This window comes from Vibrio sp. TH_r3, assembly GCF_033101115.1.
Classification (GTDB): Bacteria; Pseudomonadota; Gammaproteobacteria; order Enterobacterales; family Vibrionaceae; genus Vibrio.
The window spans coordinates 20,617-47,016 of the sequence record NZ_JAWMPW010000017.1 but is presented as its reverse complement, the minus strand read 5'-3'; the positions used below and the strand labels follow the sequence as shown (position 1 = coordinate 47,016).

Below are 26,400 nucleotides of genomic sequence, written 5' to 3'. Positions count from 1 at the left end.
GAAAATAGTTACCTTAAAATGATGAGATAAGTATACCAATTGCAGAGATAATAAACAGCCCACCTAAAGTATTAGGTAGGCTGTTGTTTTAATGTGTTTTACTAACGAATTACTTCGTTGCCGACATGACGAGTCGATTAAAGAATAAATCGACTGAGATCTTCGTCGTCAATGAATTTGCCTAAACGTTCATTAACATAAGAGGCATCAATGATCAGTTTGGAACCGGATTTGTCAGTTGCATCAAATGAAATTTCATCCATTAGACGTTCCATCACGGTATGCAATCGTCGAGCACCGATGTTTTCGGTTGTTTCGTTCACTCGCCATGCGGCTTCTGCAATTTGACTGATACCATCTTCCGTAAATTCAATATCGACATTTTCGGTATTTAACAAAGCGATATACTGCTCAGTTAATGAGGCTTTAGGTTCGGTTAAAATACGCTTAAAGTCATCACTAGAAAGCGCTTCTAATTCGACACGAATAGGAAGACGACCTTGTAGTTCTGGTATTAAATCTGATGGTTTCGACACTTGGAAAGCACCTGAGGTAATAAACAAAATATGGTCCGTTCTTACCATGCCATGTTTGGTCGAAACAGTGCTACCTTCAATTAGAGGCAATAAATCACGCTGTACGCCTTCACGAGATACATCGGGACCAGAACTCTCTCCACGTTTACAGATTTTATCTATTTCATCAATAAATACGATGCCATGGTTTTCTGCGTTGTAAATAGCTTGTTCTTTGAGTTCTTCTTGATTAACCAGTTTAGCCGCTTCTTCTTCAATTAAAGCTTTGAAAGCGTCTTTGATTTTCAGTTTACGACTTTTTTTAGTGTTGCCTGCCAAATTTTGGAACATACCTTGTAGCTGATTGGTCATTTCTTCCATGCCTGGAGGCGCCATAATTTCAACGCCCATTTGTGGGGCCGCTACATCAATATCTATCTCTTTGTCATCTAATTTGCCTTCGCGTAATTTCTTACGGAAAATTTGGCGAGTATTCGAGCTGTCTTCTTGTTTATCATGCTCTCCCCAACCTTCTTTTGGTGGTGGTAGCAAGGCATCCAAAATACGCTCTTCAGCTTGCTCTTCAGCTCGATATTTAACTTTTTCGGTTGCTTGCTGGTGAGTCATTTTTATCGAAAGATCAGTAAGATCACGAATAATGGTTTCTACTTCTTTACCTACATACCCTACTTCTGTGAATTTAGTGGCTTCCACTTTAATAAAAGGCGCATTAGCTAATTTGGCTAATCGGCGAGCAATTTCAGTTTTACCTACACCTGTTGGCCCTATCATTAGAATATTTTTAGGCGTCACTTCTACGCGTAAGCTTTCTTCTAGTTGCATGCGACGCCAGCGATTACGTAGAGCAATGGCAACAGAGCGCTTGGCTTTATCTTGACCGATAATGTGGCGATTTAATTCGTGAACAATTTCACGAGGTGTCATTTCCGACATAGATTCATTCCTCAATTATGAGCTGAGAATTATAATTCTTCAATTGTGTGGTGATGGTTAGTAAATACACAAATATCACCAGCAATGTTGAGTGATTTTTCTGCAATTTCGCGTGCTTCTAATTCGGTATTTTCAAGCAGTGCAGTCGCTGCTGCCTGAGCAAAATTACCACCTGATCCGATCGCAATGAGATCGTTTTCTGGCTGAACGACATCGCCATTACCAGTGATAATCAAAGAAGCAGTATGATCCGCCACAGCGAGAATAGCTTCTAATTTGCGAAGCGCACGATCGCTGCGCCAATCTTTGGCTAATTCAACCGCCGCTTTAGTTAGATGACCTTGATGCATTTGCAGTTTGCTTTCGAAGCGCTCAAACAAGGTAAAGGCATCGGCGGTTCCGCCAGCAAAACCGGCAATAACTTGATCGTTATATAAACGACGTACTTTTTTTGCGTTGCCCTTCATTACCGTGTTGCCAAGAGATACTTGTCCATCACCAGCGATAACAACTTTATTATTTCGGCGTACAGATACAATGGTAGTCACGAGATTAGCCTCTTTGTCTTATTTTACTAGTGAGATAGCGAATATATGAGGATAACTTTGCTGAAATTCAAGGATGAAAAAAGCGAGATAGATAACTATCTCGCTTTTATGTTGTAATCTACTTTATATAACTACCAGTGATAGTGTTGTTGCGGCGTATTAATGAGTCAGTCGTCATTAGGAGAATATAGCAACATTATAATTAACAAAATGCTACTGCGCGTCTTTCCAAATCGCACAAGGTTCAATTTTCGCTCGTTGTAGAACGTGTTTGTCTTTTTCTGCATCCCGTTTAAATTTATAAGGACCTAAGACTACTTTATACCAACTGCTGCCTTCTTTTTTACGAATTTTACTGTTTATCCCTTGGAAGGCGATATTGACTTTACGTTCTTCTGCTTGGCTTAGCGTTTTAAATGCACCGCATTGCATTATGTAAGGCACTTCAGAGATAACTTGTTGTTTGGCTTCTATTTTTATTTCTTTATTCGGCAGGGTTTTTACATAATCCCACTCTTCTTTTGGTGGAGTTGGTAAAGCTGTTGTTTTTTTAGTAGTAGGTTTTGATTGTGCTTTTTCAACCACAACTGGTGTTGGTTCTGGGTCATTATTAAGAATATAAAGACCATAACCAAATCCTGATGCTAACAAAATGGCCAACAAGCCAGCTTTCCACGGTTTTTTAGTGGTTGTTTTTTTTCTGTTAGTACTTTTACGAGAACCTTGTCCTCGTTTAACGTAATCTCTATTGGCCATAATATATCAGCTAGTTTTTAATGGTGATATGTTATCTAGATTGTGTTTGGAAGACAATCTAGAGATGAAAAACGGCACCAGAAGTACCGTTTTTAAATAAAAAATGTCCATTATATTGCAGTTAATTTTAGCGCATTAAGCTTTGGGTGGAGCAACGCTATTTCTAACGACTAATTGAGTTTCGAGTAATCGTGAGCCCGCTCGGACATCTCGACCTTTCAAGAGTTCCAGCATCATTAACATCGCTTGTCTGCCTATTTCATATCTAGGTTGTGAAACGGTGGTTAAAGGTGGATCACAGTATTGTGAAAATTGGATATCGTCAAAACCGACCAGCGAGATATCTTGTGGAACACGTAAGCCGAGTTTTTTCGCTTCCTGAATCGCACCAATAGCCATAGTGTCATTATGACAAAAAATGGCAGTAGGGATGTCGGGTAAGGATAATAATTTCCTAAGTGCTTTTGCACCACCTTCAAAGGAAAAGTTACTGGAAGTACAGTAAGCAGTATTTAGTGCAATGCCAGCCCGACGTAAGGCTTGTTGGTATCCTTGATGTCTAAATTTACATAATGCAGACTCTTCTGGACCAGATATCTGCGCTATTTTTTTATGACCCATTTGAGTTAAGTAGTTAACGGCTTCGAAAGCGGAAGTTAAGTTATCAATGTGAACTGTTGGTAGTTCTAACTCTGGAGCGTATTCGCATGCCATAACAAGAGGAGGAAGATTTTTTTGCTCGGGTTTACTTACATCGAAAGGTAAATCTGTGCCAAGTAATAGCATGCCATCAGCTTGTTTAGTAAAGACAAGATTGACGAAAGAGCTTTCTCTTTTCTGTTGCATACCACTATCACCTAACAGAACCAAATAACCGTGTTCTGTTGCTGCGTCTTCAATGCCACGAATGATCTCGGTGAAATAGGGGTCACATATATCGGGCACGATGGTGACAATGGTCTTAGACTCATTTCTACGTAGATTTCGAGCCAAAGAGTTGGGGGAATATCCAGCTTCGAGTACAGCGTCTTCTACACGTTTGCGAGTTGATGCAGACACCTTTTCAGGGTTCATTAAAGCTCGAGAAACCGTAGCCGTAGAAACACCGGCAAGCTGGGCAACATCCTTCATTGTCGCCATAAAAATAACCTCTATATCCTAAATTATAACAATTTGTTATGTAATTACATGACTATACTCTAAGTGTATTGCTTTAGAGATATCTAGTTTACGGGTAAAGTAACAAAATTTACATAACTTATGTGATTGTAGTCACAATGGAGAAGATAAAAAAGCCTTAATTATTCACTTGGCTAATGATTAGCTTAAATCTTGCGGTTCTATATCGATAGACCAACGTACTTTTTTAGCAAGTGGTAACAGTTGTAACATGGGTTTTGAGCTGTGAAGTATTTTTTGCATGGTGCTTCGATGAGGGGTTTGTAAAAGCAACTGCCATCTTGATTTTCCTGCTCTTTTAGCCATTGGAGCAGGTGTAGGACCCATTACAATAGACAAATCATCAAACATCGGGTTTGATTCAAGTGTCTGTTTTACTTGTCGCAAAAAATTTTCTACTAACTCACTGTTATTGGCTTCTGCTCTAAATAGAGTTAAGTAAGTAAACGGTGGTAGCTTTGCGTATTTTCTTTCTTGCAAGGCGGTTTGTGCGAAGTGGTGGTAATCTTTATACAACAGCGCTTGCAATAAAGGATGCTCAGGATGATGAGTTTGTAATAGTACTTCTCCGGGTTTACTGGCTCGTCCTGAACGACCGGCTACCTGAATAAAAAGCTGAGCTAGGCGTTCAGATGCACGAAAATCACTACTAAACAAAGAGCCATCCACATCAAGCAAACCAACTAAAGTAACATCAGGAAAGTGGTGTCCTTTGGCGAGCATCTGTGTGCCAATCAATATTTGATATTCATTCTTTCTAATGGATTCTAATGCGGCTTCTAATGAACCTTTTTTTCTGGTGCTATCTCGATCTATTCGTAAGGTTTTATATTCAGGAAATAAACTCGCTAGCTGCTGTTCTAGTTGCTCTGTACCCACGCCGACAGTGACTAATTGCATTGAACCACAGCTTTGGCATTGTTGCACGACAGTATGCTGAGAGCCGCAATGATGGCATCGCATTTCATTACTTTTTTGATGGTAAGTGTAGTAAGCGTCACATCGTTTGCAGTCTGCTACCCACCCGCATTCATGGCACATTAGTGCAGGTGAAAACCCTCGCCGATTGAGGAATAACATCACCTGGTTACCTGCTTGCAAATGTTTGCGCATTTCAGCTATAAGCGGAGCCGATAATCCTCCCTCTAAGTATAAGCCTTTTATATCAAGAACTTTATGCTGTGCAGCAACGGCATTTCCCGCTCGAGTGCTTAAAACTAGATGATGATATTTACCAGACAGAGCGTTATGTAAGCTTTCAAAACATGGAGTTGCGGAACCTAAAACAATGGGAATGTCTTGTTTATGCGCACGCATAATAGCTACGTCGCGAGCATGATAGCGTAAGCTATCTTGTTGCTTGTATGAGGCGTCATGTTCTTCGTCGACAATAATAATACCCAAGTCACTAAAAGGCGTGAGTAAAGCGGAACGAGTACCAATAATAATGCCGGCTTTTTTTTCTTTTGCCGATAGCCAAGCATTGAGTCTTTCTGTTTCATTTAAACTAGAATGGATGACTTCTACCGGAACATTAAAACGTTTTCTGAAACGATTTATGGTCTGTGGTGTTAACCCTATTTCTGGCACGAGAACGAGAGCTTGTTTACCAGCCTGAAGAATGGGTTTAATGATATTGAGGTAGACTTCGGTTTTTCCGGAACCAGTGACTCCATCAAGAAGATAACAGCCAAAGTGACCGTTACTATTAATGGTCGCAATTGCGACAGCTTGTTCTTGATTTAGCGTCGGTTTTTCATCGCTGTTTTCGATATGAATAGACCAACTCGAAGTAGCCGGTTTTTTTTCTACAGAGCAGATCCAACCTTTTTCATCCAGCGATTTTAACACAGTGGTTGTTACTTCTTGTGCAATCATTTGTTGATGAGATATTGGACCATTTTCAACCAAGTGCATTACTTTAGCTTGCTGAACGGCTCGACCGAATCCCGACATCAATTGGTTTTTACCTGCTTCGGTAATATGCCATTCGACTAAAGAAGCAAATTCTGCCGCTTTGCCTTTGCGTAGGGCAGTAGGCAGGGCATTAATCAATGTTTCACCAAGTGGATACTGATAAAACTTGCTGCACCAGTTAAGTAACGCATAAAGACTATCTGGCCAAATAGGTTTGTTATCTAAAACTTGTTTAATGCTTTTTAACTGTTCTAATGGAAAGTCTGATTGATGAACAATTGCAGTGACAATTCCAACTAAGGTTTGACGACCAAATGACACGCTGACTCTCCCACCAATCACAGGAAATTGGTGTGGTTGAATAAGATAATCAAACCGTTTATCTAGCGGGACAGGCAAGGCAACTTGAGCGATAGTTGGGCGCATAAGTGATCAAGATATCAGTACAGTTAAAAGAAGACCTAGTGTAGTTGATGCAACGAGTAATTACGAGTAGTGAACTTTTAGTTTATTGTCTGCAGAAGAGCCTAATTGGGTGAAGTAGAAATAGATTTCACAAGCTATTTTTACTTCACAATTGATATATTTGTTATTAGTAACTAAAATAATTGCAGAAAAAAGAGTCAAATCAGTTGATCCTTAGACTGTGTTTCATTAATATGCTCGGCCTTGACGGTATATCAATTTATACCATTTTTGTAAATACGTGTGGTGTTCGGCTTAGAATCGGATGGCGACACGGCCTATAATGAGGTTTTCCCATGAAAACAGGTATCCACCCAGAATACAAAGCAGTTAAAGCAACATGTTCTTGCGGTAACTCTTTCGAGTTTAACTCAACACTAGCAAAAGAAAGCATTCACCTAGACGTATGTGACAAATGTCACCCATTCTACACTGGTAAACAACGTATCGTTGATACTGGTGGTCGTGTTGATCGCTTCAACAAACGTTTTGGTGCACTATCTAGCAAGTAATTGCTACTGTGTTAACCCAAATTTAAAAGGACGCCCATGCGTCCTTTTTTGATCCTGCCAAGTTATAAATATTTTATCCAAATATCAATTAAGTCAAATCCTATCCTTTTTTAGAAAATTTAATGGTGTTAATGACTTTCTAAGTAGGAAGTTTTGTTGCGATCATTTACTATCATTAGCAATATTGAAAAATTAAATATCTTGCCTACTAATATTGGAATAAATTCTTATGTCCGAAGAGAACCTAGAATACGACTTTCGTCAACAAGCCCTTGATTATCACGCTCTTCCAACTCCCGGTAAAATTGCGGTTGCATTGACTACGCCAGCTGACTCTGCTGAAGATTTAGCACTTGCTTATAGCCCCGGCGTTGCAGAGCCTGTGCGTGAAATAGCACAAAACATCGACAATGTTTACAAATACACCGCAAAGGGGAATACGGTTGCTGTTATCTCTAATGGTACGGCTATTTTAGGTTTAGGTAACTTGGGACCTATGGCGTCTAAACCAGTTATGGAAGGTAAAGCGCTATTATTTAAGCGTTTTGCGGGACTTGATGCGATAGATATACAAGTGAAGCACCGTACAACGGAAGAGTTTGTTAATACCGTTGCTAGTATCGCTGATACATTTGGTGGTATCAATTTGGAAGATATTAAAGCACCTGAATGTTTTGAGATAGAGCGTCAATTAATTGAGCGATGCCAAGTTCCGGTTTTTCACGATGACCAACATGGTACAGCGATTGTGACAGCGGCAGGTATGCTTAACGCGATAGAACTACAAGGAAAAACCTTACAAGAAGCGATTATTGTTTGCCTCGGTGCAGGAGCTGCTGCCACGGCTTGTATGGAACTTTTGATAAAATGTGGTGCTCAACGAGAAAAAATTTATATGCTGGATCGCAAAGGTGTGATTCATACGCGTCGTGATGACTTGAATGAATACAAAAAAATGTTTGCTAATAATACCGATAAACGCACATTAGAGGACGTTATTGACGGCGCGGATTTGTTCCTTGGAGTTTCTGGTCCCGACTTGTTACCAGCCGATGCGCTTAAATTGATGGCAGATAAACCGGTGGTGTTTGCTTGTTCTAACCCTGATCCAGAGATTAAACCGGAGACGGCTCATCAAGTAAGAAACGATCTTATTATGGGAACTGGCCGTTCGGATTACCCGAACCAAGTAAATAACGTTATCTGTTTTCCCTTTATTTTCCGTGGCGCTTTAGATGTTAGAGCCAGTGAAATTAATATTGAAATGAAATTGGCTGCAGTTGAAGCGATTCGTCAGTTAACTAAAGAACCGGTTCCCGCCGAAGTACTTGAAGCCGCTGGTGTAGAGGCATTAGAGTTTAGTAAAGAGTATATTATCCCTAAACCTATGGATCCTCGTTTACTACCTCGTGTTGCCAAAGCGGTGGCTATTGCGGCAGTAGAGTCTGGAGTAGCAAGAGTGGAATTACCTGAACACTATATGGACTAATATGCCATTTAGGCAGCGGTAATCGCCATCTACTATCCTAAACTCAACTAGGATAGTAGATGACAAAATTATTCTTATTCTTCATCAAATGCTTCAAATTCTATGCCCATTTCCGTCATTAATCGTTTAACTTCAGTTGGAATATCATCAGGGCGATCTTTTCTTAAATCTTCATCTGTCGGTAATGGTTGGTCTGTATAAGCATGTAAAAATGCTTCACATAACAACTCACTATTGGTTGCATGTCGTAAATTATTTATTTGGCGACGTGTACGTTCATCGGTCAAAATTTTTAGAACTTTCAGAGGGATGGATACAGTTATTTTTTTTACTTGTTCGCTTTTTTTACCGTGCTCTGCGTATGGACTTATATATTCGCCATTCCAATCAGCCATTACTCACCTTTATAAAAATAGTCATAAAATATTTATGGGTTAGAATTCTAGCGGGATTTACCTCTATAAGCAAAGACATATAGACGTCTAGAAGTGTTGACGTCTTTGTAAACTGACAGTAAAGTGTGCGGATATGTTTCAAATCTCGATATTCAAGTATAGTATTTCGATATTCAGGTATAGTTAGCAGATAGCCAAATCACAGCCTGAAACCTGATAAAGGAAAGCAAGCACATGACACAAAGGAAACCTGCGACTATTGCTGTTCGCACTGGAATTGAATCTGACTCTCAGTATCAAGCCGTCGTCCCTCCAATTTATCTTTCGACCAATTATAGTTTTCCTAACTTTGGTGACGTCCCTAAATACGATTATACCCGATCCGGCAACCCGAATCGAAACATGTTAGAGCAAGCGCTTTCTGAATTAGAATCTGGTGCAGGTGCGGTGGTGACTAATTGTGGAACCTCTGCATTGAACTTATGGGTATCGGCTTTTATTGGGCCAAATGATCTGATTGTGGCACCAAATGATTGTTATGGTGGCACGTATCGTTTATTCAATACTAGGGCTCAGAAAGGCGATTTTTCGGTTTTGTTTATTGATCAATCAGATCAAGCCGCGTTAGATGCGGCGTTAGCTAAAAACCCCAAATTAGTGCTGCTAGAAACGCCATCTAATCCATTAGTTAGAGTGGTCGATGTACAAGAAACCTGTAAAAAAGCACATGCAGTTGGGGCATTAGTCGCCGTGGATAATACCTTTATGACACCCATATACCAAAAGCCATTAGAGTTGGGTGCGGATTTTGTTATCCATTCTACAACCAAATATATTAATGGTCATTCCGATGTAATTGGCGGTGTGATTGTAACCAAAACCGAACAACATGCAGAAGAATTGGCGTGGTGGGGCAATTGTATTGGGGCAACGGGGACGCCTTTTGATAGCTATATGACATTGCGAGGTATTCGAACCTTGGGGGCAAGAATGCGAATACATGAGGAAAGCTCGCGAGAGATTTTACATTATTTAGCGAAGCAAGATCGAGTTGGTACTATTTATCACCCAAGTTTGGCTGATCATCCTGGCCATGAAATAGCCAAAAAACAACAATCCGGTTTTGGTTCAATGCTAAGTTTTGAATTTAATGGCTCTATGGATGAGTTAAAAATTTTTGTTGGGGCGCTGAAATTATTCTCTCTAGCAGAATCTCTAGGGGGAGTGGAAAGCCTTATTTGTCACCCTGCTACGATGACTCATCGAGCAATGGGCGAGGAAGCCCTTCAACAAGCTGGTATCGCTCAAACATTGCTTCGATTATCGGTAGGGCTAGAAGATAGCCGAGATTTAATAGAAGATTTAGATAATGCTTTTAAAGAAGTTCAGGAGAAAGCGTAAATGACAGGTAAGCGTCAGCTGCATAAATTCGGTGGGAGCAGTCTTGCGAACCCTGAGTGCTATAAGCGTGTGGCGAACATTCTTTCCGAATATTCACAACATGAAGATTTAATTGTCGTTTCTGCGGCCGGTGATACGACCAATCGACTGCTGGAATGGTTAAGTGCTCTAAATAAAGATGGAAGAACGGCGCATGAATTACTTATGCAGTTGCGCCAATATCAATCGGATTTAATTGAACAGTTACTTGATGAACCCGATGAATTATTAGCTGTGTTGCATTCAGAGTTTTCTGCTTTAGGTGATATGCAAATTCCACTCACTCATCAACAAGAAGCGAGTGTACTTGGGCATGGTGAAGTTTGGTCCGCTAGATTATTAGCGCAGCTACTTAGCCAAGAAACAATGCTTTCTGTAGCCATCGATTCACGAGATTTTTTGCGAGCAGATTTAGGTACTCAACCAGAAATTGACCGTTCACGCTCTCGGCCTTTACTCAAAGATGTTATGGTTCAGCACCCACAATATCGATTAGTTATTACTGGTTTTATGGCCAAAAATAGTGCTGATGATACGGTATTATTGGGGCGTAATGGTTCGGATTATTCAGCCACAATGATTGGTGCTTTGGCTGATGTGAGCCGAGTGACAATTTGGAGCGATGTTAGTGGCGTATATAGTGCTGATCCACGTAAGGTGAATGACGCTTGTTTATTGCCTTTATTAAGGCTTGACGAAGCCAGTGAACTTGCTCGCCTAGCAGCCCCTGTTTTGCACAGTAGAACCTTACAACCAGTTGCTCAAAGTGCTATGGATTTAGAACTGCGATGCAGTTATCAACCCGAAGCAGGCTCAACCAAAATAGAAAGAGTCCTTGCTTCCGGTCGTGGTGCTAAAATTATCACTTCGCTTGATGATGTACTGCTTATCGAATTGATCTTTAGCCTAGGCCACGATTTTGAACGAGCAAAAGAAGAGGTTTTACAAAGTTTACAACGAGCTCAGTTGCAACCGTTAGCCTTTGAGGTACAAGCCGATCAAGGAGAAATATTACTGGCTTACACCTCCGAAGTTGCTACTGGAGCGTTGAGGTATTTAAACGATGCTGCCATCGAAGCCGATATTCGTCTCAAAGAAGGCTATTCTATGGTTGCCGCAGTTGGTGCAGGCGTAACTAAAAACCCAATTCATAGCCATGGTTTCTACCAACAATTAAAAAATGCACCAGTGGAGTTTATGTGTGAAGCGGAATCCGGTCTGAGCTTAGCCGCTGTTTTACGTACTTCTAATACTGAAAGATTCATTCAAAATATTCACACGCAGTTATTCCAAGCTCAAAAAAGAATTGGTTTGGTGTTATGTGGAAAAGGCAATATTGGTTCTGGTTGGTTACAGCTTTTCAACACACAAAAAAGTGAAATAGAAAAGCGTAGGGGAATGAGTTTTGACTTAATTGCCGTTATCGGAAGCAAAACCTACTGGATGGATACAGACGGAATTGATCCTAGTAGTGTGTTGAATCAATATGATGCTGAAGCAATTGAAAGTGATGGCAAGGAATGGTTAACAAGATTGAGCCATCAACAGGTATTTGATGAAGTGATTATCTTAGACGTGACCGCCAGTGAAGAGTTGTCTATGAAGTACCCGGAGATAGCAGAGAAAGGTTTTCATTTAATTTCTGCCAATAAATTTGCTGGGTCAGCTTCGAGTGCTTTTTATCATCAGGTGCAAGATGCCTTTGCGAAAACAGGCCGACATTGGCTTTATAATGCTACAGTAGGTGCAGGACTACCGATAAATCATACGGTACGAGATTTAAAAGAGAGTGGCGACAAAATAACGGCCTTGTCCGGAATATTTTCGGGGACGTTATCTTGGCTGTTTCAACAATTTGATGGTTCTATTCCATTTAGTGAACTGGTTGAACTCGCTTGGCAACAAGGTCTTACCGAGCCGGATCCTCGTGAAGATTTGAATGGTTCTGATGTTATGAGAAAATTGGTTATTTTGGCTCGAGAATCCGGTTTAATTATTGAGCCAGAAAATGTCAAAGTAGAGTCTCTGATACCAGAAGAACTTAAGGGTTTGACGATTGATCAGTTTTTTGACCAAGGGCAGCGGCTGAATGAAATCTTGGCAGAGAGATTGGCTAAAGCGCAGAAAGAAGATCGAGTATTACGCTATGTTGCTCGTTTAGAAAAAGATGGAACAGCAACGGTAGGTATAGAGACGTTGAATAAAGAACATGCGTTAGCTAACTTACTGCCATGTGATAATATTTTTGCTATTGAAAGTATCTGGTACAAAGATAACCCACTGGTTATTCGTGGACCGGGTGCAGGTCAGTTTGTTACTGCTGGAGCGATTCAATCCGATATCAACCGGCTTTCTAACTTATTTTAATTTACTATAAGGTCACTATTCACGAGTGGCCTTCACTGTTCGCCTATCAATTAAACCACTTGTTGAGCAATTCTCATTTTTACATGAAAATTGCTCATGATCATCAGGTTGACATTAAGCTCGTTTCATTACATTCTATTGGACATATAGACGTCTAAACGTCAAAAAATACCACCTATTATTAGCCCGAAATGGGAGAGAACTGAACAATGAGCTATTCACATGCAAGTCATTTAGACGCTTTAAATCAAAATATCGCAGAGCTTGGGGATATTAACGTTTCATTTGAGTTCTTCCCACCTAGTAGTGAAAAAATGGAAGAAACCCTTTGGAATTCTGTTCATCGTTTAAAAACGTTACAGCCAAAATTTGTCTCTGTAACTTATGGCGCAAATTCTGGTGAACGAGATCGTACTCATTCGATTATTAAACAAATTAAAGATCAAACGGGCTTAGTCGCCGCTCCACATTTAACATGCATTGATGCTAGTCGTGATGAACTGATTGATATTGCAGAAGACTATTGGGCAAATGGTATTCGTAATATAGTGGCTTTACGTGGTGATATTCCAGCTGACGGTGGTGCTCCAGATATGTACGCATCGGATTTGGTTGACTTGTTAAAATCGCGTCACGATTTTGATATCTCGGTCGCCGCTTTTCCTGAAGTGCATCCAGAAGCTAAAAGTGCTCAAGCTGATTTACTTAATTTAAAGAGAAAAGTGGATGCAGGTGCAAACAGAGCTATCACTCAATTCTTTTTTGATGTTGAAAGTTATCTAAGGTTCCGTGATCGTTGCGTCAGTGCTGGTATTGATGTTGAGATAGTGCCAGGCATTTTACCTGTGTCTAATTTTACTCAAGCGTCGCGATTTGCTGCAATGAATCATGTAAAAGTACCTGGGTGGATGGCTCAGCAGTTCAGTGGCTTGGAAGATGACCCTACAACTAGGCAGTTGGTTGGAGCAAGTCAAGCAATTGATATGGTAAGAATTCTTAGTCGTGAAGGGGTGAAAGACTTCCATTTCTATACGTTGAATCGTGCAGAAATGACGTTTGCTCTATGCCATACTTTAGGGGTTAGGCCGACCAGATAAACAGTACTTGTTAGTCAGCGTTAGAATAATAGTGAAAAAAAGAGTTGATATAATTTATCAACTCTTTTTAAATTTTCTATGAATGAAAATATCAACACGTATATTTTTATTCATGTTACAGGATTTTATTGAATTCAAAGAATATAAATAATTATTCTATAGAATCTAGTTCAGCAGCCACTTCTTCTGCCCAGTTAATCCATGCTTCCCGCATTACCATATTTCGTCTCAAAGTAAGGCGTTCTAATTTTGCGTGTTTATCTAATTTAGCAGGATCACCATATTGTGTTGCTTCTATCTTTTTATAGTGATTAACCAGTTGTTTAGATTCGTTAATAAGTAACGATATCTGTTCTTTCAACGGAGAGGTAGGGTGAACTGCACAAGCTATAAGCTTAGCACTAAACTCATCTCTGACGGTTGGTTGTGCTGTGGGTTGTTCAAACCATTCTCCTAAAGCTTTACGTCCATTTTCAGTAATAGAGTACACTTTTTTATCTGGTTTGCCGTCTTGTGGTTGAACGGTACAGGTAACGAGATCATTTTGAGCCATCTTATTTAGCTCGCGATAAACTTGTTGATGACTTGCTTTCCAAAAATAACCAATACTGTAGGAAAATTCTTTGGTGATATCATATCCGGTAGCATTACGAGTGCTTAAAACGGTTAAGATTACGTGTGGTAATGACATGTCTTAAATCCAATAATTAGTAATATAAAAATTTATAACTATGAACTGCGTTATTGCTTTGTTTGACACCCATTAATCTAGCAGTTCAGGATAACGACGACTCTTTGTTCGTTCGTTTATCCCAATTTAAAGCCGAATTCCACCTAGCGGTATTTTGGAGTTTTATTCCTTGATGGTGTGCTGTTATAAGTATGGTCTATCTTTCATGCACAACGGCAGTAAGCATACCATTAAAATTTGCGGGATGAATAAAAATATGAGCCGATTTGTCTAGAAATGATGACAAATCTCTCAATAAGAAGTGTAAACAGGACAACATTCTAAATACGTGAGTATTGTTGCCCTGTTTTTAGTTATTGATACTAACCAGTATTACGCATTCCTGCTGCAATACCTGCAATGGTCACCATTAACGCTTCATCTAGTTCAGAAGATACGTCATCTGCATGACGAGTTCGATACAGAAGTTCAGCTTGAAGAATGTTCATTGGCAATACATATACGTTACGTAGTCGAATAGATTCAAGACCCCAGGGATTGCTTTGCATTAAGTTTTCATTGTTTTCTACATTAAGCACGGCTTTGATGTCTTTTTGTAGTTGATCTCTTAATCTATCGCCCAGTCTCCACAATGATTTGTCGGTAAGTCTTTGATCGTAGTACTGAGATATCTCAATACTCGATTTAGAATACACCATTTCAAGCATACCCAAACGAGTTGAAAAGAAAGGCCACTCGCGGCACATTTCTTCTAACAAATCCTGATGCCCATGATCGATAGAGTGCTGAATGGATTCACCAGCACCTAGCCAAGCAGGGAGCACTAATCGGTTTTGACTCCATGAGAATATCCATGGAATCGCTCGTAAGCTTTCAACACCACCATTTGGATTTCTTTTCGAAGGACGAGATCCTAAAGGTAATTTACCCAGTTCTTGTTCTGGAGTTGCGGCTCTGAAGTATGGAACAAAATCGGGTTCTTCTCTTACTACAGAACGATATGCTGCACAGGACACTTGTGATAACTCTTCCATCAAATCACGCCATTCTTGTTTTGGATTTGGTGGTGGCAAAAGGTTAGCTTCTAGCACGGCACTGGCGTACAGATTAAAACTGTTCACAGCCACTTCAGGTAAGCCCAACTTAAAGCGGATCATTTCACCTTGTTCGGTTACACGCAGGCCACCTTGTAAGCTTTTTGGTGGTTGAGACAGTAATGCAGCATGCGCTGGTGCTCCACCACGACCAATTGTGCCTCCTCGGCCATGGAATAGAGTTAGCTCTATGTTGGCTTCTTCACAGACACGCACTAAGGCATCCATTGCGCTGTATTGTGCCCATCCTGCTGACATAACACCGGCATCTTTGGCTGAATCAGAATAGCCAATCATGACCATTTGATGGTTTTGAATAAAGCCACGATACCAGTCAATCTCTAGCAGTTGTTTGATGACTGCTTCTGAGTTATTTAAATCATCTAGGGTTTCGAATAATGGGCAAACATCCATTCTGAACTCACAACCAGACTCTTGAAGAAGTAAATGAACAGCAAGAACATCTGACGCGGTACGAGCCATCGATATAACATAAGAACCAAACGCTTCGCGTGATTGGCTAGCAATGATCTTACAGGTGTCTAAAACCTCTTTTACCGCTTCAGACGGTTGCCAATTACGTGGCAATAATGGGCGCTTAGAACTTAATTCATTTACAAGGAAAGAGATCTTATCTTGTTCGCTCCAGTGATCGTAATCACCAATACCAAGGTAACGCGTTAGCTCAGACAGTACATCGGAATGACGAGTACTTTCTTGGCGAATATCTAAACGGACTAAGTGAACACCAAATGCTCTAACTCGGCGTAATGTATCAAGTAACGAACCATCAGCTATAACGCCCATACCGCATTGGTGAAGAGATTGGTAGCATGCGTGAAGAGGCAGCCACAATTGTTCCACTTTCTCTAAAATGATTTTGTTTGGTACATCGGTTTTGTTAATTTTTGCATCAAGAACGTCTAATGTATCAGTTAAAAGAACACGTAGATCTTTTAGAACCGCTCGATAAGGTTCATGAGCTTCGCCAGCAAATTCACGTAAGCCTTCGCTGCAATCAACCATTGACAGTTCACTGATAAGCTCTTGAATATCATTTAAATACAGATCTGCTGCTTTCCAGCGTGACAAGTGCAGTACTTCATGGGTGATATTGTGAGTAACAAACGGGTTACCATCTCTGTCGCCTCCCATCCAAGAAGAAAAATGAACAGGGCGAGCATCAATAGGTAAACCTTCACCTAAATATTCTTCTACTCGATCATTGAACTCACGTAAAAACTCAGGAACCGCTTGCCATAATGAATTTTCAACAACAGCAAAGCCCCATTTAGCTTCATCTAACGGCGTTGGGCGTTCTTTACGCATATCATCAGAATGCCAAGATTGAGCAATAAGTTGCTCTAGACGGCGTTCTTGTTTAACCCGTTCTCTGTCAGAAAGGTCAGTAAGCTCAAGTTGTGAAAGACATTGATTTATCTTCACTAGCTTGTTAATCATGGTACGCCGAGCGATTTCAGTCGGATGAGCCGTCAGTACTAATTCAATATTAAGCTCTTTGATTGCTTGTGCGGTATCGAGTTTACCTACACTATTTGACGTCAGTTTGGAAAACAGTGAATGAATAGCATCTGGTTCACAAACATTGGTATCACAATGGCGTGAAATTGTGTGGTATTGCTCAGCAATATTGGTTAAGTTTAAAAATTGGTTAAAAGCCCTAGCAACAGGGTTTAATTGGTCATCTGGTAGATCTGAGATCACTTTGATAAGCTTCTCACGAGCTTGTTGATCGTTTTCTCGTTCGGCAGATTTTGAAAGCTGGCGTATCTCTTCTACTTTTTCTAAGATTTCTTCGCCATGGGCATTTTTTATAGTGTTGCCAAGTAAGTGACCTAATGTTCTCACATTACTTTTTAAAGCAGCATACTTCTCGTTCATTTCCTTTCTGCCTCGTAATTAAATTACAGTCTATTTTCGTCCTGGATAGACAATCTAGCTAATTTATGTGCTCTGAGTCAAATAAAGACCTTATGATTTTAATGACATGAATCAAAGTCCCTTTTCATGATTCGCGTTTCGTAAATGAAGATGAAAATTTATTTCACTACTAATACTAGTTCCAATCCTATCGATCTCATTCGCTATGTAATTGAAATGAATTCGGTTCCTTGGATTTACTCATCAATCACAATGCACTAATCCTTTATTTGCACTAAACAAAGACACGGTTGTTAACAAGTAAGTGCTTTTAATCGTTATGTGTTTTTACATTTACGCACACTTAATAGTCATAAAAGCCTTGTTATTTTTTACTGCTAATGTCGTTACTGCTTAAAAGCAGTACTGATGAATGGCTTTTGACAGTATTTTGATTGTCGGTTCAATATATTCAGTCGCTAAAAATTCATCCGGTTGATGAGCTTGTTCAATTGAGCCCGGACCAAGTACTAAAGTAGGACATAATTGTTGTAAAAACGGCGCTTCAGTACAGTAATTTACTGTTTCAGATTCGGTTGCACAGATCTCTTCCATACCGACAATAAACCCATCATCATGTGTACATTCATATCCGGGAATAGGCTCATGTAATGGCGTTATTTCAATACGATCTGGCCATTTGGCTTCGACTTCTTTTAAGGCTCCGCGTAATAGATTATCAAGTCCATCTAAGCTAATACCGGGTAAAGGACGAACATCGTAATGAAGTTCACAGCAACCACAAATACGGTTGGCACTGTCGCCACCATGAATATGCCCCAAATTTAGTGTCGGCGATGGAATCGCGAACCCTGGGTGATGATACTCTTTAATTAACTTATTTTTTAACTGCATTAAGGCAAACATAACTTCATGCATGATCTCAATAGCATTGACGCCTAAGGCCGGATCGGACGAATGCCCCGATTTTCCTGTCACTCGAATAGCATTGGCAACATGGCCCTTATGTCCTCTTACTGGCACCAAACTAGTTGGTTCACCAATGATGCAGTAATCAGGTTGAATTGGCGCCGAATCAGTAAAATGACGAGCCCCTAGCATGGTGGTCTCTTCATCGCAGGTAGCTAAAATATAAACAGGCTTTTTCTGATTTTTCCAATCTATCTGTTTTACTGCTTCAATAATAAAAGCAAAAAAGCCTTTCATATCCGCTGTACCTAAGCCATAAAAGCGATTATTAACTTCTGTTAATGCATGTGGATCAAAATTCCAACGCCCCTGATCAAAAGGAACGGTATCGGTATGTCCTGCTAATAGTAGACCTCCTTCTCCTTGCCCTCGTTTTGCTATTAGGTTGCATTTACCTTTTTCCACTTCGATAACACTAACTTCAAAGTCCATTTGTTTTAGCCAGTCAGCGAGTAATTCAATGACTTTGCTATTGCCCTCATCCCAGCTTGGGTCTGTTGAGCTAATGGAAGAGGTAGAAATCAACCCCTTATATACATCGATAAATTTAGGTAATTGCATATTATCTTTACTTCCCCTATTGACAGTTAACCGTTAAGACGTTAAAAAGCATATTAAATCATTATTTGTGAATAAAAAACCGAATATTGCGTTTTTTTTAGTATGATTAGTCAAGTGTGACCGTTGTTTTTTTACCCAGCTATTTGGATAAGTGAAGATGTTAAAAGCTACAATTATTGGTGCAAGTGGATATACCGGAGCAGAGCTCGCTCTTATGGTGACAAGACACCCACAGTTAACGCTATCAGGATTATACGTTTCAGCCAATAGTGTCGATGCGAATAAATCGATTGGTGCATTACACGGCAAACTTGCTGGTGTGGTGGATATGAATGTTCAACCATTAACTGATGTGCAATCTGTAGCAAAAGAGTGCGATATCGTATTTTTAGCAACGGCACATGAAGTGAGTCATGATTTAGCACCTGAATTTTTAGCACAAGATTGTCAGGTTTTTGATTTATCTGGGGCTTATCGAGTTCAATCAAATAGCTTTTACCCTCAATATTACGGCTTTGAACATCAACATGAAAATTTATTAAATGACGCTGTTTATGGTTTGGCAGAATGGAATGAATCAGAGATTAAAAGCACAGATTTGGTTGCTGTGGCTGGTTGCTATCCTACTGCGTCACAATTAGCGATTAAACCGCTAATTGAAATGAATATGTTAGACCTCAACCAGTGGCCAATCATTAATGCAACTAGCGGGGTTTCTGGTGCTGGTCGTAAATCATCTATGGTTAACAGCTTTTGCGAAGTGAGTTTGCAGCCTTATGGACTATTTAGTCATCGTCATAAACCAGAAATTGCTTCTCACTTGGGCTGTGACGTTATTTTTACACCACATTTAGGTAACTTTAAACGAGGTATTTTAGCGACGATCACGATGAAGCTGGCTGTTGGTGTTAGTGCCGATGATGTCAGTAAAGCCTTTGATCAAGCTTACAAGAATAAACCCGCTGTTCGTTTGAAACACGATTCCGTGCCAAGAATACAAGATGTTGAGAATACACCGTTTTGTGATATCGGATGGAAGGTCGAAGGCGAACATGTGATTGTTGTTTCCGCTATCGACAATTTATTGAAAGGGGCATCCAGCCATGCGATGCAATGTGTGAATATTCGTAACGGCTTTCAGCCGCTTACTTCACTTGTGTAGAGATAATTATTATGAATCAAACATTAAAACCATTAGTGATTAAGTTAGGCGGAGCGGCGTTGTCATGTACTGAAACTCTGGGCAAGCTGTTTAATGCTATTCAAGCGTATCAAAATCAAGCAGATAGAGAACTGGTCATTGTTCATGGCGGTGGCTATTTGGTAGATGATCTAATGGCAAAACTGCAATTATCAACAGAGAAGAAAAACGGCCTTCGTGTTACACCATATGACCAGATTGATATCATTGCTGGTGCTTTAGCGGGTACAGCGAATAAATCATTGCAAGGTGAAGCGATTAAGAATGGATTGAATCCGATTGGCCTTTGTTTAGCTGACGGCGGTCTATGCAACGTTGTTGAACTTGACCCAGAATTAGGTGCGGTTGGTAAGGCAAGTGCCGGAGATGCCACCGTGGTTAAGGCTATTCTAGCGACAGGAGCACTGCCGATCATCAGTTCTATTGGCTTGACGGATCAAGGTCAAATGATGAATGTTAACGCAGATCAGGCCGCGGTTGCTGTTGCCAGTGCCTTAGACGCAGAGCTTGTACTTCTTTCCGATGTGAGTGGTGTATTAGATGGTAAAGGTCACTTGCTACCTAATCTTGATAAAGCTCAAGCAGATGCGCTTATTCAAGGCAAAGTGATTACTGACGGAATGATAGTAAAAGTAGAAGCGGCGCTTGATGCTGCAAACGAACTCGGTAGACCGATTGAAGTGGCAACGTGGCGTTATCCAGAAAAATTAAATGAACTATTTTCAGGTAAAAGCATCGGTACTCAGTTTTTACCCCAATAAATTTTGAAGTTACCATGTTAGTTTGAACTAAGCTAACTTGTTATTTTTAAATAAAATTAAACAGTATAAATTACCAATTTAAACCCCAGGAACTGACCGCCAGTGCAGACCGGGAGATTAGGAGAAATACAATGAGCAAAGTAGAAGTTAAAAAAGTAGTCGTAGCCTATTCCGGCGGTCTGGACACATCAGTCATTATCCCATGGTTAAAAGAGAACTATGGGTGTGAAGTGGTGGCGTTTGTTGCCGATGTAGGTCAAGGAGCAGAAGAGCTAGAAGGCGTAGAAGAGAAAGCTATTGCTTCTGGTGCATCTGAAGTTTATGTCGCTGATCTAAAAGAAGAGATGGTAAAAGACTATATTTACCCATCACTTAAAACCGGTGCATTATACGAAGGTAAGTATCTATTAGGTACTTCTATGGCTCGTCCAATTATCGCTAAAGCTCAAGTGGAATGTGCACGTAAAGTTGGTGCGGATGCGTTAGCGCACGGTTGTACTGGTAAAGGTAATGACCAAGTACGTTTTGAAGGTGCATTTGCTGCTTTAGCCCCTGATTTACACGTTATTGCGCCGTGGCGTGAATGGGATCTTGTGAGCCGTGAAGAATGTTTAGATTACCTAGCGGAACGTAACATTCCTTGTACTGCTTCGTTAACTAAAATTTACTCTCGTGATGCGAATGCATGGCATATTTCTACAGAAGGCGGTGTACTAGAAGAAACTTGGAATGCGCCTAATGATGATTGTTGGGCATGGACTAAGAGCCCAGAAGAAGCACCAAATGAAGCTGAATATGTAACATTAAAAGTTGAAAACTGTGAAGTGGTTGCTGTTGACGGTAAAGAAATGTCGCCATACGACGTACTTATGTATTTGAATGACAAAGGTGTTGAGCATGGTATTGGCCGTATCGATATCGTAGAAAACCGTTTGGTGGGTATGAAATCTCGTGGTTGTTATGAAACACCAGGAGGAACGATCATGATGGAAGCACTGCGTTCAATTGAACAACTTGTTTTAGACAAAAGCTCTTTTGAATTCCGTGAAGAGTTAGGTATCAAAGCGTCCCACCTTATTTATGATGGTCGTTGGTTTACTCCGCTATGTGAATCTATTCTTGCTGCTACAGAGAGCCTAGCGAAAGATGTGAATGGTGAAGTGGTTATTAAGCTATATAAAGGACAAGCGACAGCTACACAGAAGCGTTCAGATAATAGTTTGTATAGTGAGCAATTCGCAACGTTTGGTGAAGATGACGTTTATGACCAAAGCCATGCAGAAGGATTTATCCGTTTATATTCTCTGGCGAGCCGTATTCGTACTTTGAACTCTCAAAAGTAATTAATTAGAATGAACAAATATTAATATAGCAGCGCTTGATTCTCGGTTGTATATCGCTAGTATCTACAATCGAGAATTGAGTAGTATTAGATTACCAATTAAAAACAATAATTAGCTTCCGTTTAGATCAGGAGATACACAATGGCATTATGGGGCGGTAGATTTACCCAAGCAGCAGACACTCGGTTCAAAGACTTTAACGATTCATTGCGCTTTGATTACCGATTGGCTGAGCAAGACATTGTGGGCTCAATCGCTTGGTCTAAAGCACTGCTTTCAGTAGGTGTTCTAAACGAAACGGAACAGCAAAAGCTAGAACTTGCATTAAATGAACTAAAACTAGAAGTAATGGAAGATCCAGAGCAGATCCTTAAATCTGACGCTGAAGATATTCACAGCTGGGTCGAACAACAATTGATCAGCAAAGTTGGTGATTTGGGCAAAAAATTGCACACTGGTCGCTCGCGTAATGATCAGGTTGCCACAGACCTTAAGTTGTGGTGTCGTCAACAAGGTCAACATTTACTGCGTGTAATGGATCGTTTACAAAATCAATTAGTTGACGTTGCTTCTCAGCACCAAGCAACGGTATTACCTGGCTATACTCACTTGCAACGTGCTCAACCTGTTACATTTGCGCATTGGTGCTTAGCGTATGTAGAAATGTTTGAACGTGACTACTCACGTTTAAGTGATGCCATTAATCGTTTAGATACTTGTCCATTAGGTTCTGGAGCATTAGCTGGTACGGCTTACCCTATGGATCGTCAAGACTTAGCCCACAATCTTGGTTTTAGACGAGCAACCCGCAATAGCCTTGACTCAGTTTCTGACCGAGATCATGTGATGGAGCTCATGTCTATTGCTTCTATTTCTATGCTGCATTTATCTCGTCTAGCGGAAGATATGATTTTTTATAACTCAGGTGAGTCTAATTTCATCGAGTTAGCCGACACGGTAACCTCTGGTTCGTCTTTAATGCCACAAAAGAAAAATCCTGATGCATTGGAGTTAATCCGTGGTAAATGTGGGCGTGTATATGGTTCATTAGCCGCTATGATGATGACAGTTAAAGCCTTACCTCTTGCCTACAACAAAGATATGCAAGAAGACAAAGAGGGCCTATTCGATGCATTAGATACATGGAATGATTGTATGGAAATGGCGGCGCTGTGTTTTGATGGATTGAAAATCAACCAAGAGCGTACATTGGAAGCAGCAAAACAAGGTTATGCCAATGCTACTGAACTGGCAGACTACCTTGTTGCTAAAGACATACCATTCCGTGAAGCTCACCATATTGTTGGTGTCGCGGTTGTTGGCGCGATAGAGAAAGGTTGTGCGTTAGAAGAATTATCGATTGCCGAATTGAAAGTGTTCTCTGAGGTGATAGAAGAAGATGTTTATGGCATATTGACTATTGAGTCGTGCTTAGAAAAACGCTCTGCTCTTGGTGGCGTTTCACCAAAACAAGTTGCCTACGCGGTAAACCATGCTCAACAACGCCTCGAGAAAAGAAATGTCTCAGCGATTAAAGTTCGCTCAGCCAGACTTACCGATATTGACGCGTTAGAAGGTATGGTGGCTTATTGGTCGAATATGGGTGAAAACTTACCTAGAAATCGTAATGAATTGATTCGTGATATCGGCTCGTTCGCCGTGGTTGAACATCAAGGCGAAGTGACTGGCTGTGCTTCGCTGTATGTTTATGATTCTGGATTAGCAGAGATTCGCTCGCTTGGTATTGAAGCTGGTTGGCATAAGCAAGGGCAAGGGACCGCTATTGTTCAACACTTAATAGATAAAGCAAAACAGATGGCAATACAGAAAGTGTTTGTGTTGACTCGAACCCCAGAGTTCTTTATGAAACAGAACTTTCTGCCGACCTCTAAGAGTTTACTACCAGAGAAAGTCTTGAAAGATTGTGAACAGTGCCCAAGAATTCATGCATGTGATGAAGTCGCACTAGAAATAGATCTTTGTGAACAAACTATTATTCGAACTAATGTTGCATAATTTATTGAAAAATAATAGATAAAATAATTTATTAGCAAATTCTAAAAAAAAAAGATCTTTTTTGGGAACAATTTAGAAAAAGCCCGGTCTTAATAAGTACCACTGCTTTTTCTTAGAAGAATCTAAGAGAGCCTCTATCCGGATTGGATTAGGGGCTTTTTCTTTATTTAAGCCTAATTTTTATTCACTGAAATCTAAATTTATCTAAGGTGATAATTCTACATCCGACCAATACGCAACCACCGTTTGTTTTTTGTACTATGCTAAAAACAAAAATTCGACGGCTTTTTTGAGAACAATCAAGTCTATTTTTGAACATTTCTTGTAATTTTTTGCATTAACGATTGAGCTACTTAACATCTTGCAATAATTTCTAGCCTTCAGGATTGCTTAAATATAACCAGACGTATATTATTTATACTCATATAAACATACAATAGTATTTTTGGGAGTTAGACATGACAAAACCAGTAATCGGTTTTATCGGACTTGGCCTTATGGGCGGTAACATGGTTGAGAACCTACAAAACAGAGGCTACGAGCTGAATGTTATGGATCTTAACAAAGAAGCAGTAGCAACTTGTGTTGCTCGCGGTGCTAAAGAAGCGACTTCTGCTAAAGAATTAGCGGCAGCAAGTGACATCGTTATGCTTTGTCTTACTACTTCTGCTGTAGTTGAAAAACTCGTTTACGGCGATGACGGTATTCTTGCAGGAATTAAACAAGGTTCAGTATTAATTGACTTTGGTACTTCTATTCCAGCATCTACTCGTAAGATCGGTGAAGCTCTTGCTGAAAAAGGTGCCGGTATGATCGATGCTCCTCTTGGTCGTACTCCAGCACACGCTAAAGATGGTCTATTAAACATCATGGCAGCCGGTGACATGGATACGTTCAATAAAATTAAGCCAGTACTAGAAGAGCAAGGTGAGAACGTATTCCATCTTGGTGCTCTAGGTGCGGGTCATACAACTAAGCTTGTAAATAACTTTATGGGTATGACGACTGTTTGTGCTATGTCTCAAGCTTTCGCTGTTGCTGATCTTGCCGGTGTTGATCGCCAACAACTATTTGACATCATGTCAGCTGGTCCTTCTAACTCTCCATTTATGGGTTTCTGTAAAAACTACGCAGTTGACGGCGTAAGTGACTTAGGTTTCTCAATTGCGAATGCAAACAAAGATTTAGGTTACTTCCTAAAAATGGTAGAAGATCTTGGTACTGAATCTAAGATCGCGGAAGGTTCTTCTGCTAACCTTCAAGCTGCATTTGATGCTGGCCTAGGTAACGGTAACGTTCCTGAAATTTTCGATTACTTCCTTAAACTAGAGAAGTAAGTTGAATTAATTCTTACTACCTTGTCCAATCTATTTAGATTGGTACAAGGTAGTAAGGTTATGTTTTGTTTTTCTTCTGTAGCGGAATAACGACAAATTTAAACAGAAGATGAAGAAATAAAACAAAATTAAACGTAAACCCTGCGACAATTAGCGTAATTGATTCGACACTTCTAAGATCATTCCTATAAAACCACCACCAGACAATCCAACATAAAGCGGATAACACGGTTAATTGATTCATGCATTGATTGCATCGGCCAATTTTTTCCCAGAACCAATTACTATGACAATATTTACAAGTCATTTTCTTTACCTAATCTGTAATTAGCAAGATTTTGAACCAGTCGCCTATTCAATGCAATAATTTATCTATGTTGGCTAAAAATCGGTTTTTATTCAAAAAAAACAATTTATTAAAAAAAATGTCGTTTCTGAGATAAAAAATTGATTTTTCCCCTTGGGATTTTGCACATGATCCCCCACATAACTTTCACGCGCTGAGAATTCAGCACTTTATCCATTAAATGAAACAACAATCAGGAGAGACGACCTCATGAATATTCGTCCTTTACACGACCGTGTTATCGTTGAGCGCAAAGAAGTTGAATCAAAATCTGCAGGTGGCATTGTATTAACTGGATCGGCTGCAGAAAAGTCTACTCGCGGAACAGTTCTCGCTGTAGGCAAAGGCCGTATTCTAGAAAATGGTACCGTTCAGCCTTTGGACGTAAAAGTTGGTGATGTAGTTATTTTTGCAGAAGGCTACGGCACAAAAACTGAAAAAATAGATGGAAAAGAAGTATTAGTCATGTCTGAAAATGACATTATGGCAATTGTTGAATAAGCATACGTTGAGTAATTCACTCTTAAACGATAAGCAAATATAAA

21 protein-coding genes are annotated in these 26,400 nt (G+C 40.1%); 11 read left to right on the top strand and 10 right to left on the bottom strand.

Features of this window, described 5'->3' with window-relative positions:
- Positions 1 to 137: 137 nt before the first annotated feature.
- From hslU to priA, 5 genes are all read right to left on the bottom strand, one after another.
- Positions 138 to 1,469 (bottom strand): HslU--HslV peptidase ATPase subunit, encoded by a 1,332-nt coding sequence (gene hslU, locus R3X26_RS13735; RefSeq protein ID WP_317717901.1) that lies wholly within the window; start codon positions 1,467 to 1,469, stop codon positions 138 to 140.
- Positions 1,470 to 1,498: 29 nt separating this feature from the next.
- Entirely contained in the window at positions 1,499 to 2,017 is a 519-nt protein-coding gene (gene hslV / locus R3X26_RS13730; protein WP_317717900.1) for an ATP-dependent protease subunit HslV, read from the bottom strand.
- A 213-nt stretch (positions 2,018 to 2,230) separates the two neighbouring features.
- On the bottom strand, positions 2,231 to 2,773 hold the full coding sequence (locus tag R3X26_RS13725; protein ID WP_317717899.1) for an SPOR domain-containing protein: 543 nt from the start codon (positions 2,771 to 2,773) through the stop codon (positions 2,231 to 2,233).
- 135 nt (positions 2,774 to 2,908) lie between these two features.
- A complete protein-coding gene (cytR, locus tag R3X26_RS13720) occupies positions 2,909 to 3,913 on the bottom strand; it encodes a DNA-binding transcriptional regulator CytR (RefSeq protein ID WP_317717898.1) in 1,005 nt (334 codons plus the stop codon).
- A 180-nt stretch (positions 3,914 to 4,093) separates the two neighbouring features.
- Complete coding sequence (gene priA, locus R3X26_RS13715; protein ID WP_317717897.1) at positions 4,094 to 6,295, bottom strand: primosomal protein N'; 2,202 nt, start codon at positions 6,293 to 6,295, stop codon at positions 4,094 to 4,096.
- 335 nt (positions 6,296 to 6,630) lie between these two features.
- Between priA and rpmE the strand changes: the two genes are divergently transcribed.
- Both rpmE and R3X26_RS13705 read left to right on the top strand, forming a co-directional pair.
- Positions 6,631 to 6,846, top strand: coding sequence for a 50S ribosomal protein L31 (rpmE, locus tag R3X26_RS13710; protein ID WP_272132745.1), 216 nt, complete (start codon positions 6,631 to 6,633; stop codon positions 6,844 to 6,846).
- 229 nt (positions 6,847 to 7,075) lie between these two features.
- Complete coding sequence (locus tag R3X26_RS13705) at positions 7,076 to 8,335, top strand: malic enzyme-like NAD(P)-binding protein (protein WP_317717896.1); 1,260 nt, start codon at positions 7,076 to 7,078, stop codon at positions 8,333 to 8,335.
- A 74-nt stretch (positions 8,336 to 8,409) separates the two neighbouring features.
- On the opposite strand, the gene metJ is transcribed toward R3X26_RS13705, so the two are convergent.
- Positions 8,410 to 8,730: a met regulon transcriptional regulator MetJ gene (gene metJ, locus R3X26_RS13700; protein ID WP_317717895.1), complete on the bottom strand. Its 321-nt coding sequence runs from the start codon at positions 8,728 to 8,730 to the stop codon at positions 8,410 to 8,412.
- 234 nt (positions 8,731 to 8,964) lie between these two features.
- Between metJ and R3X26_RS13695 the strand changes: the two genes are divergently transcribed.
- From R3X26_RS13695 to metF, 3 genes are all read left to right on the top strand, one after another.
- Positions 8,965 to 10,131, top strand: a complete 1,167-nt coding sequence (locus tag R3X26_RS13695) for an O-succinylhomoserine (thiol)-lyase (RefSeq protein ID WP_317717894.1) — start codon at positions 8,965 to 8,967, stop codon at positions 10,129 to 10,131.
- Complete coding sequence (locus R3X26_RS13690; RefSeq protein WP_317717893.1) at positions 10,132 to 12,537, top strand: bifunctional aspartate kinase/homoserine dehydrogenase II; 2,406 nt, start codon at positions 10,132 to 10,134, stop codon at positions 12,535 to 12,537.
- Positions 12,538 to 12,746: 209 nt separating this feature from the next.
- A complete protein-coding gene (gene metF, locus R3X26_RS13685; protein WP_317717892.1) occupies positions 12,747 to 13,634 on the top strand; it encodes a methylenetetrahydrofolate reductase in 888 nt (295 codons plus the stop codon).
- A gap of 151 nt (positions 13,635 to 13,785) precedes the next feature.
- Here the strand turns inward: metF and R3X26_RS13680 are convergent, their stop codons facing one another.
- The 3 genes from R3X26_RS13680 to argE form a co-directional block, all read right to left on the bottom strand.
- On the bottom strand, positions 13,786 to 14,325 hold the full coding sequence (locus tag R3X26_RS13680; RefSeq protein WP_317717891.1) for a PadR family transcriptional regulator: 540 nt from the start codon (positions 14,323 to 14,325) through the stop codon (positions 13,786 to 13,788).
- A gap of 362 nt (positions 14,326 to 14,687) precedes the next feature.
- A complete protein-coding gene (gene ppc / locus R3X26_RS13675; protein WP_317717890.1) occupies positions 14,688 to 17,321 on the bottom strand; it encodes a phosphoenolpyruvate carboxylase in 2,634 nt (877 codons plus the stop codon).
- 393 nt (positions 17,322 to 17,714) lie between these two features.
- Positions 17,715 to 18,851 carry an acetylornithine deacetylase gene (gene argE / locus R3X26_RS13670; RefSeq protein WP_317717889.1) on the bottom strand — a complete coding sequence of 379 codons (1,137 nt, stop codon included), beginning with the start codon at positions 18,849 to 18,851 and terminating at the stop codon, positions 17,715 to 17,717.
- Between the two features lie 157 nt (positions 18,852 to 19,008).
- Here argE and argC point away from each other — a divergent pair, with 157 nt between their 5' ends.
- The 5 genes from argC to R3X26_RS13645 all read left to right on the top strand — a co-directional run bounded on the left by argC (position 19,009) and on the right by R3X26_RS13645 (position 25,509).
- Positions 19,009 to 20,013, top strand: coding sequence for an N-acetyl-gamma-glutamyl-phosphate reductase (argC, locus tag R3X26_RS13665; RefSeq protein ID WP_317717888.1), 1,005 nt, complete (start codon positions 19,009 to 19,011; stop codon positions 20,011 to 20,013).
- 11 nt (positions 20,014 to 20,024) lie between these two features.
- A complete protein-coding gene (argB, locus tag R3X26_RS13660; RefSeq protein ID WP_317717887.1) occupies positions 20,025 to 20,813 on the top strand; it encodes an acetylglutamate kinase in 789 nt (262 codons plus the stop codon).
- A gap of 131 nt (positions 20,814 to 20,944) precedes the next feature.
- Positions 20,945 to 22,156, top strand: coding sequence for an argininosuccinate synthase (locus R3X26_RS13655; RefSeq protein ID WP_317717886.1), 1,212 nt, complete (start codon positions 20,945 to 20,947; stop codon positions 22,154 to 22,156).
- A gap of 141 nt (positions 22,157 to 22,297) precedes the next feature.
- Complete coding sequence (gene argH, locus R3X26_RS13650) at positions 22,298 to 24,172, top strand: argininosuccinate lyase (RefSeq protein WP_317717885.1); 1,875 nt, start codon at positions 22,298 to 22,300, stop codon at positions 24,170 to 24,172.
- A gap of 458 nt (positions 24,173 to 24,630) precedes the next feature.
- Entirely contained in the window at positions 24,631 to 25,509 is an 879-nt protein-coding gene (locus tag R3X26_RS13645; protein ID WP_317717884.1) for an NAD(P)-dependent oxidoreductase, read from the top strand.
- A 58-nt stretch (positions 25,510 to 25,567) separates the two neighbouring features.
- Here the strand turns inward: R3X26_RS13645 and R3X26_RS13640 are convergent, their stop codons facing one another.
- Entirely contained in the window at positions 25,568 to 25,816 is a 249-nt protein-coding gene (locus R3X26_RS13640; RefSeq protein ID WP_317717883.1) for a DUF3624 domain-containing protein, read from the bottom strand.
- Between the two features lie 249 nt (positions 25,817 to 26,065).
- Here R3X26_RS13640 and R3X26_RS13635 point away from each other — a divergent pair, with 249 nt between their 5' ends.
- Positions 26,066 to 26,356 carry a co-chaperone GroES gene (locus R3X26_RS13635; RefSeq protein ID WP_317717882.1) on the top strand — a complete coding sequence of 97 codons (291 nt, stop codon included), beginning with the start codon at positions 26,066 to 26,068 and terminating at the stop codon, positions 26,354 to 26,356.
- Positions 26,357 to 26,400: the final 44 nt, after the last annotated feature.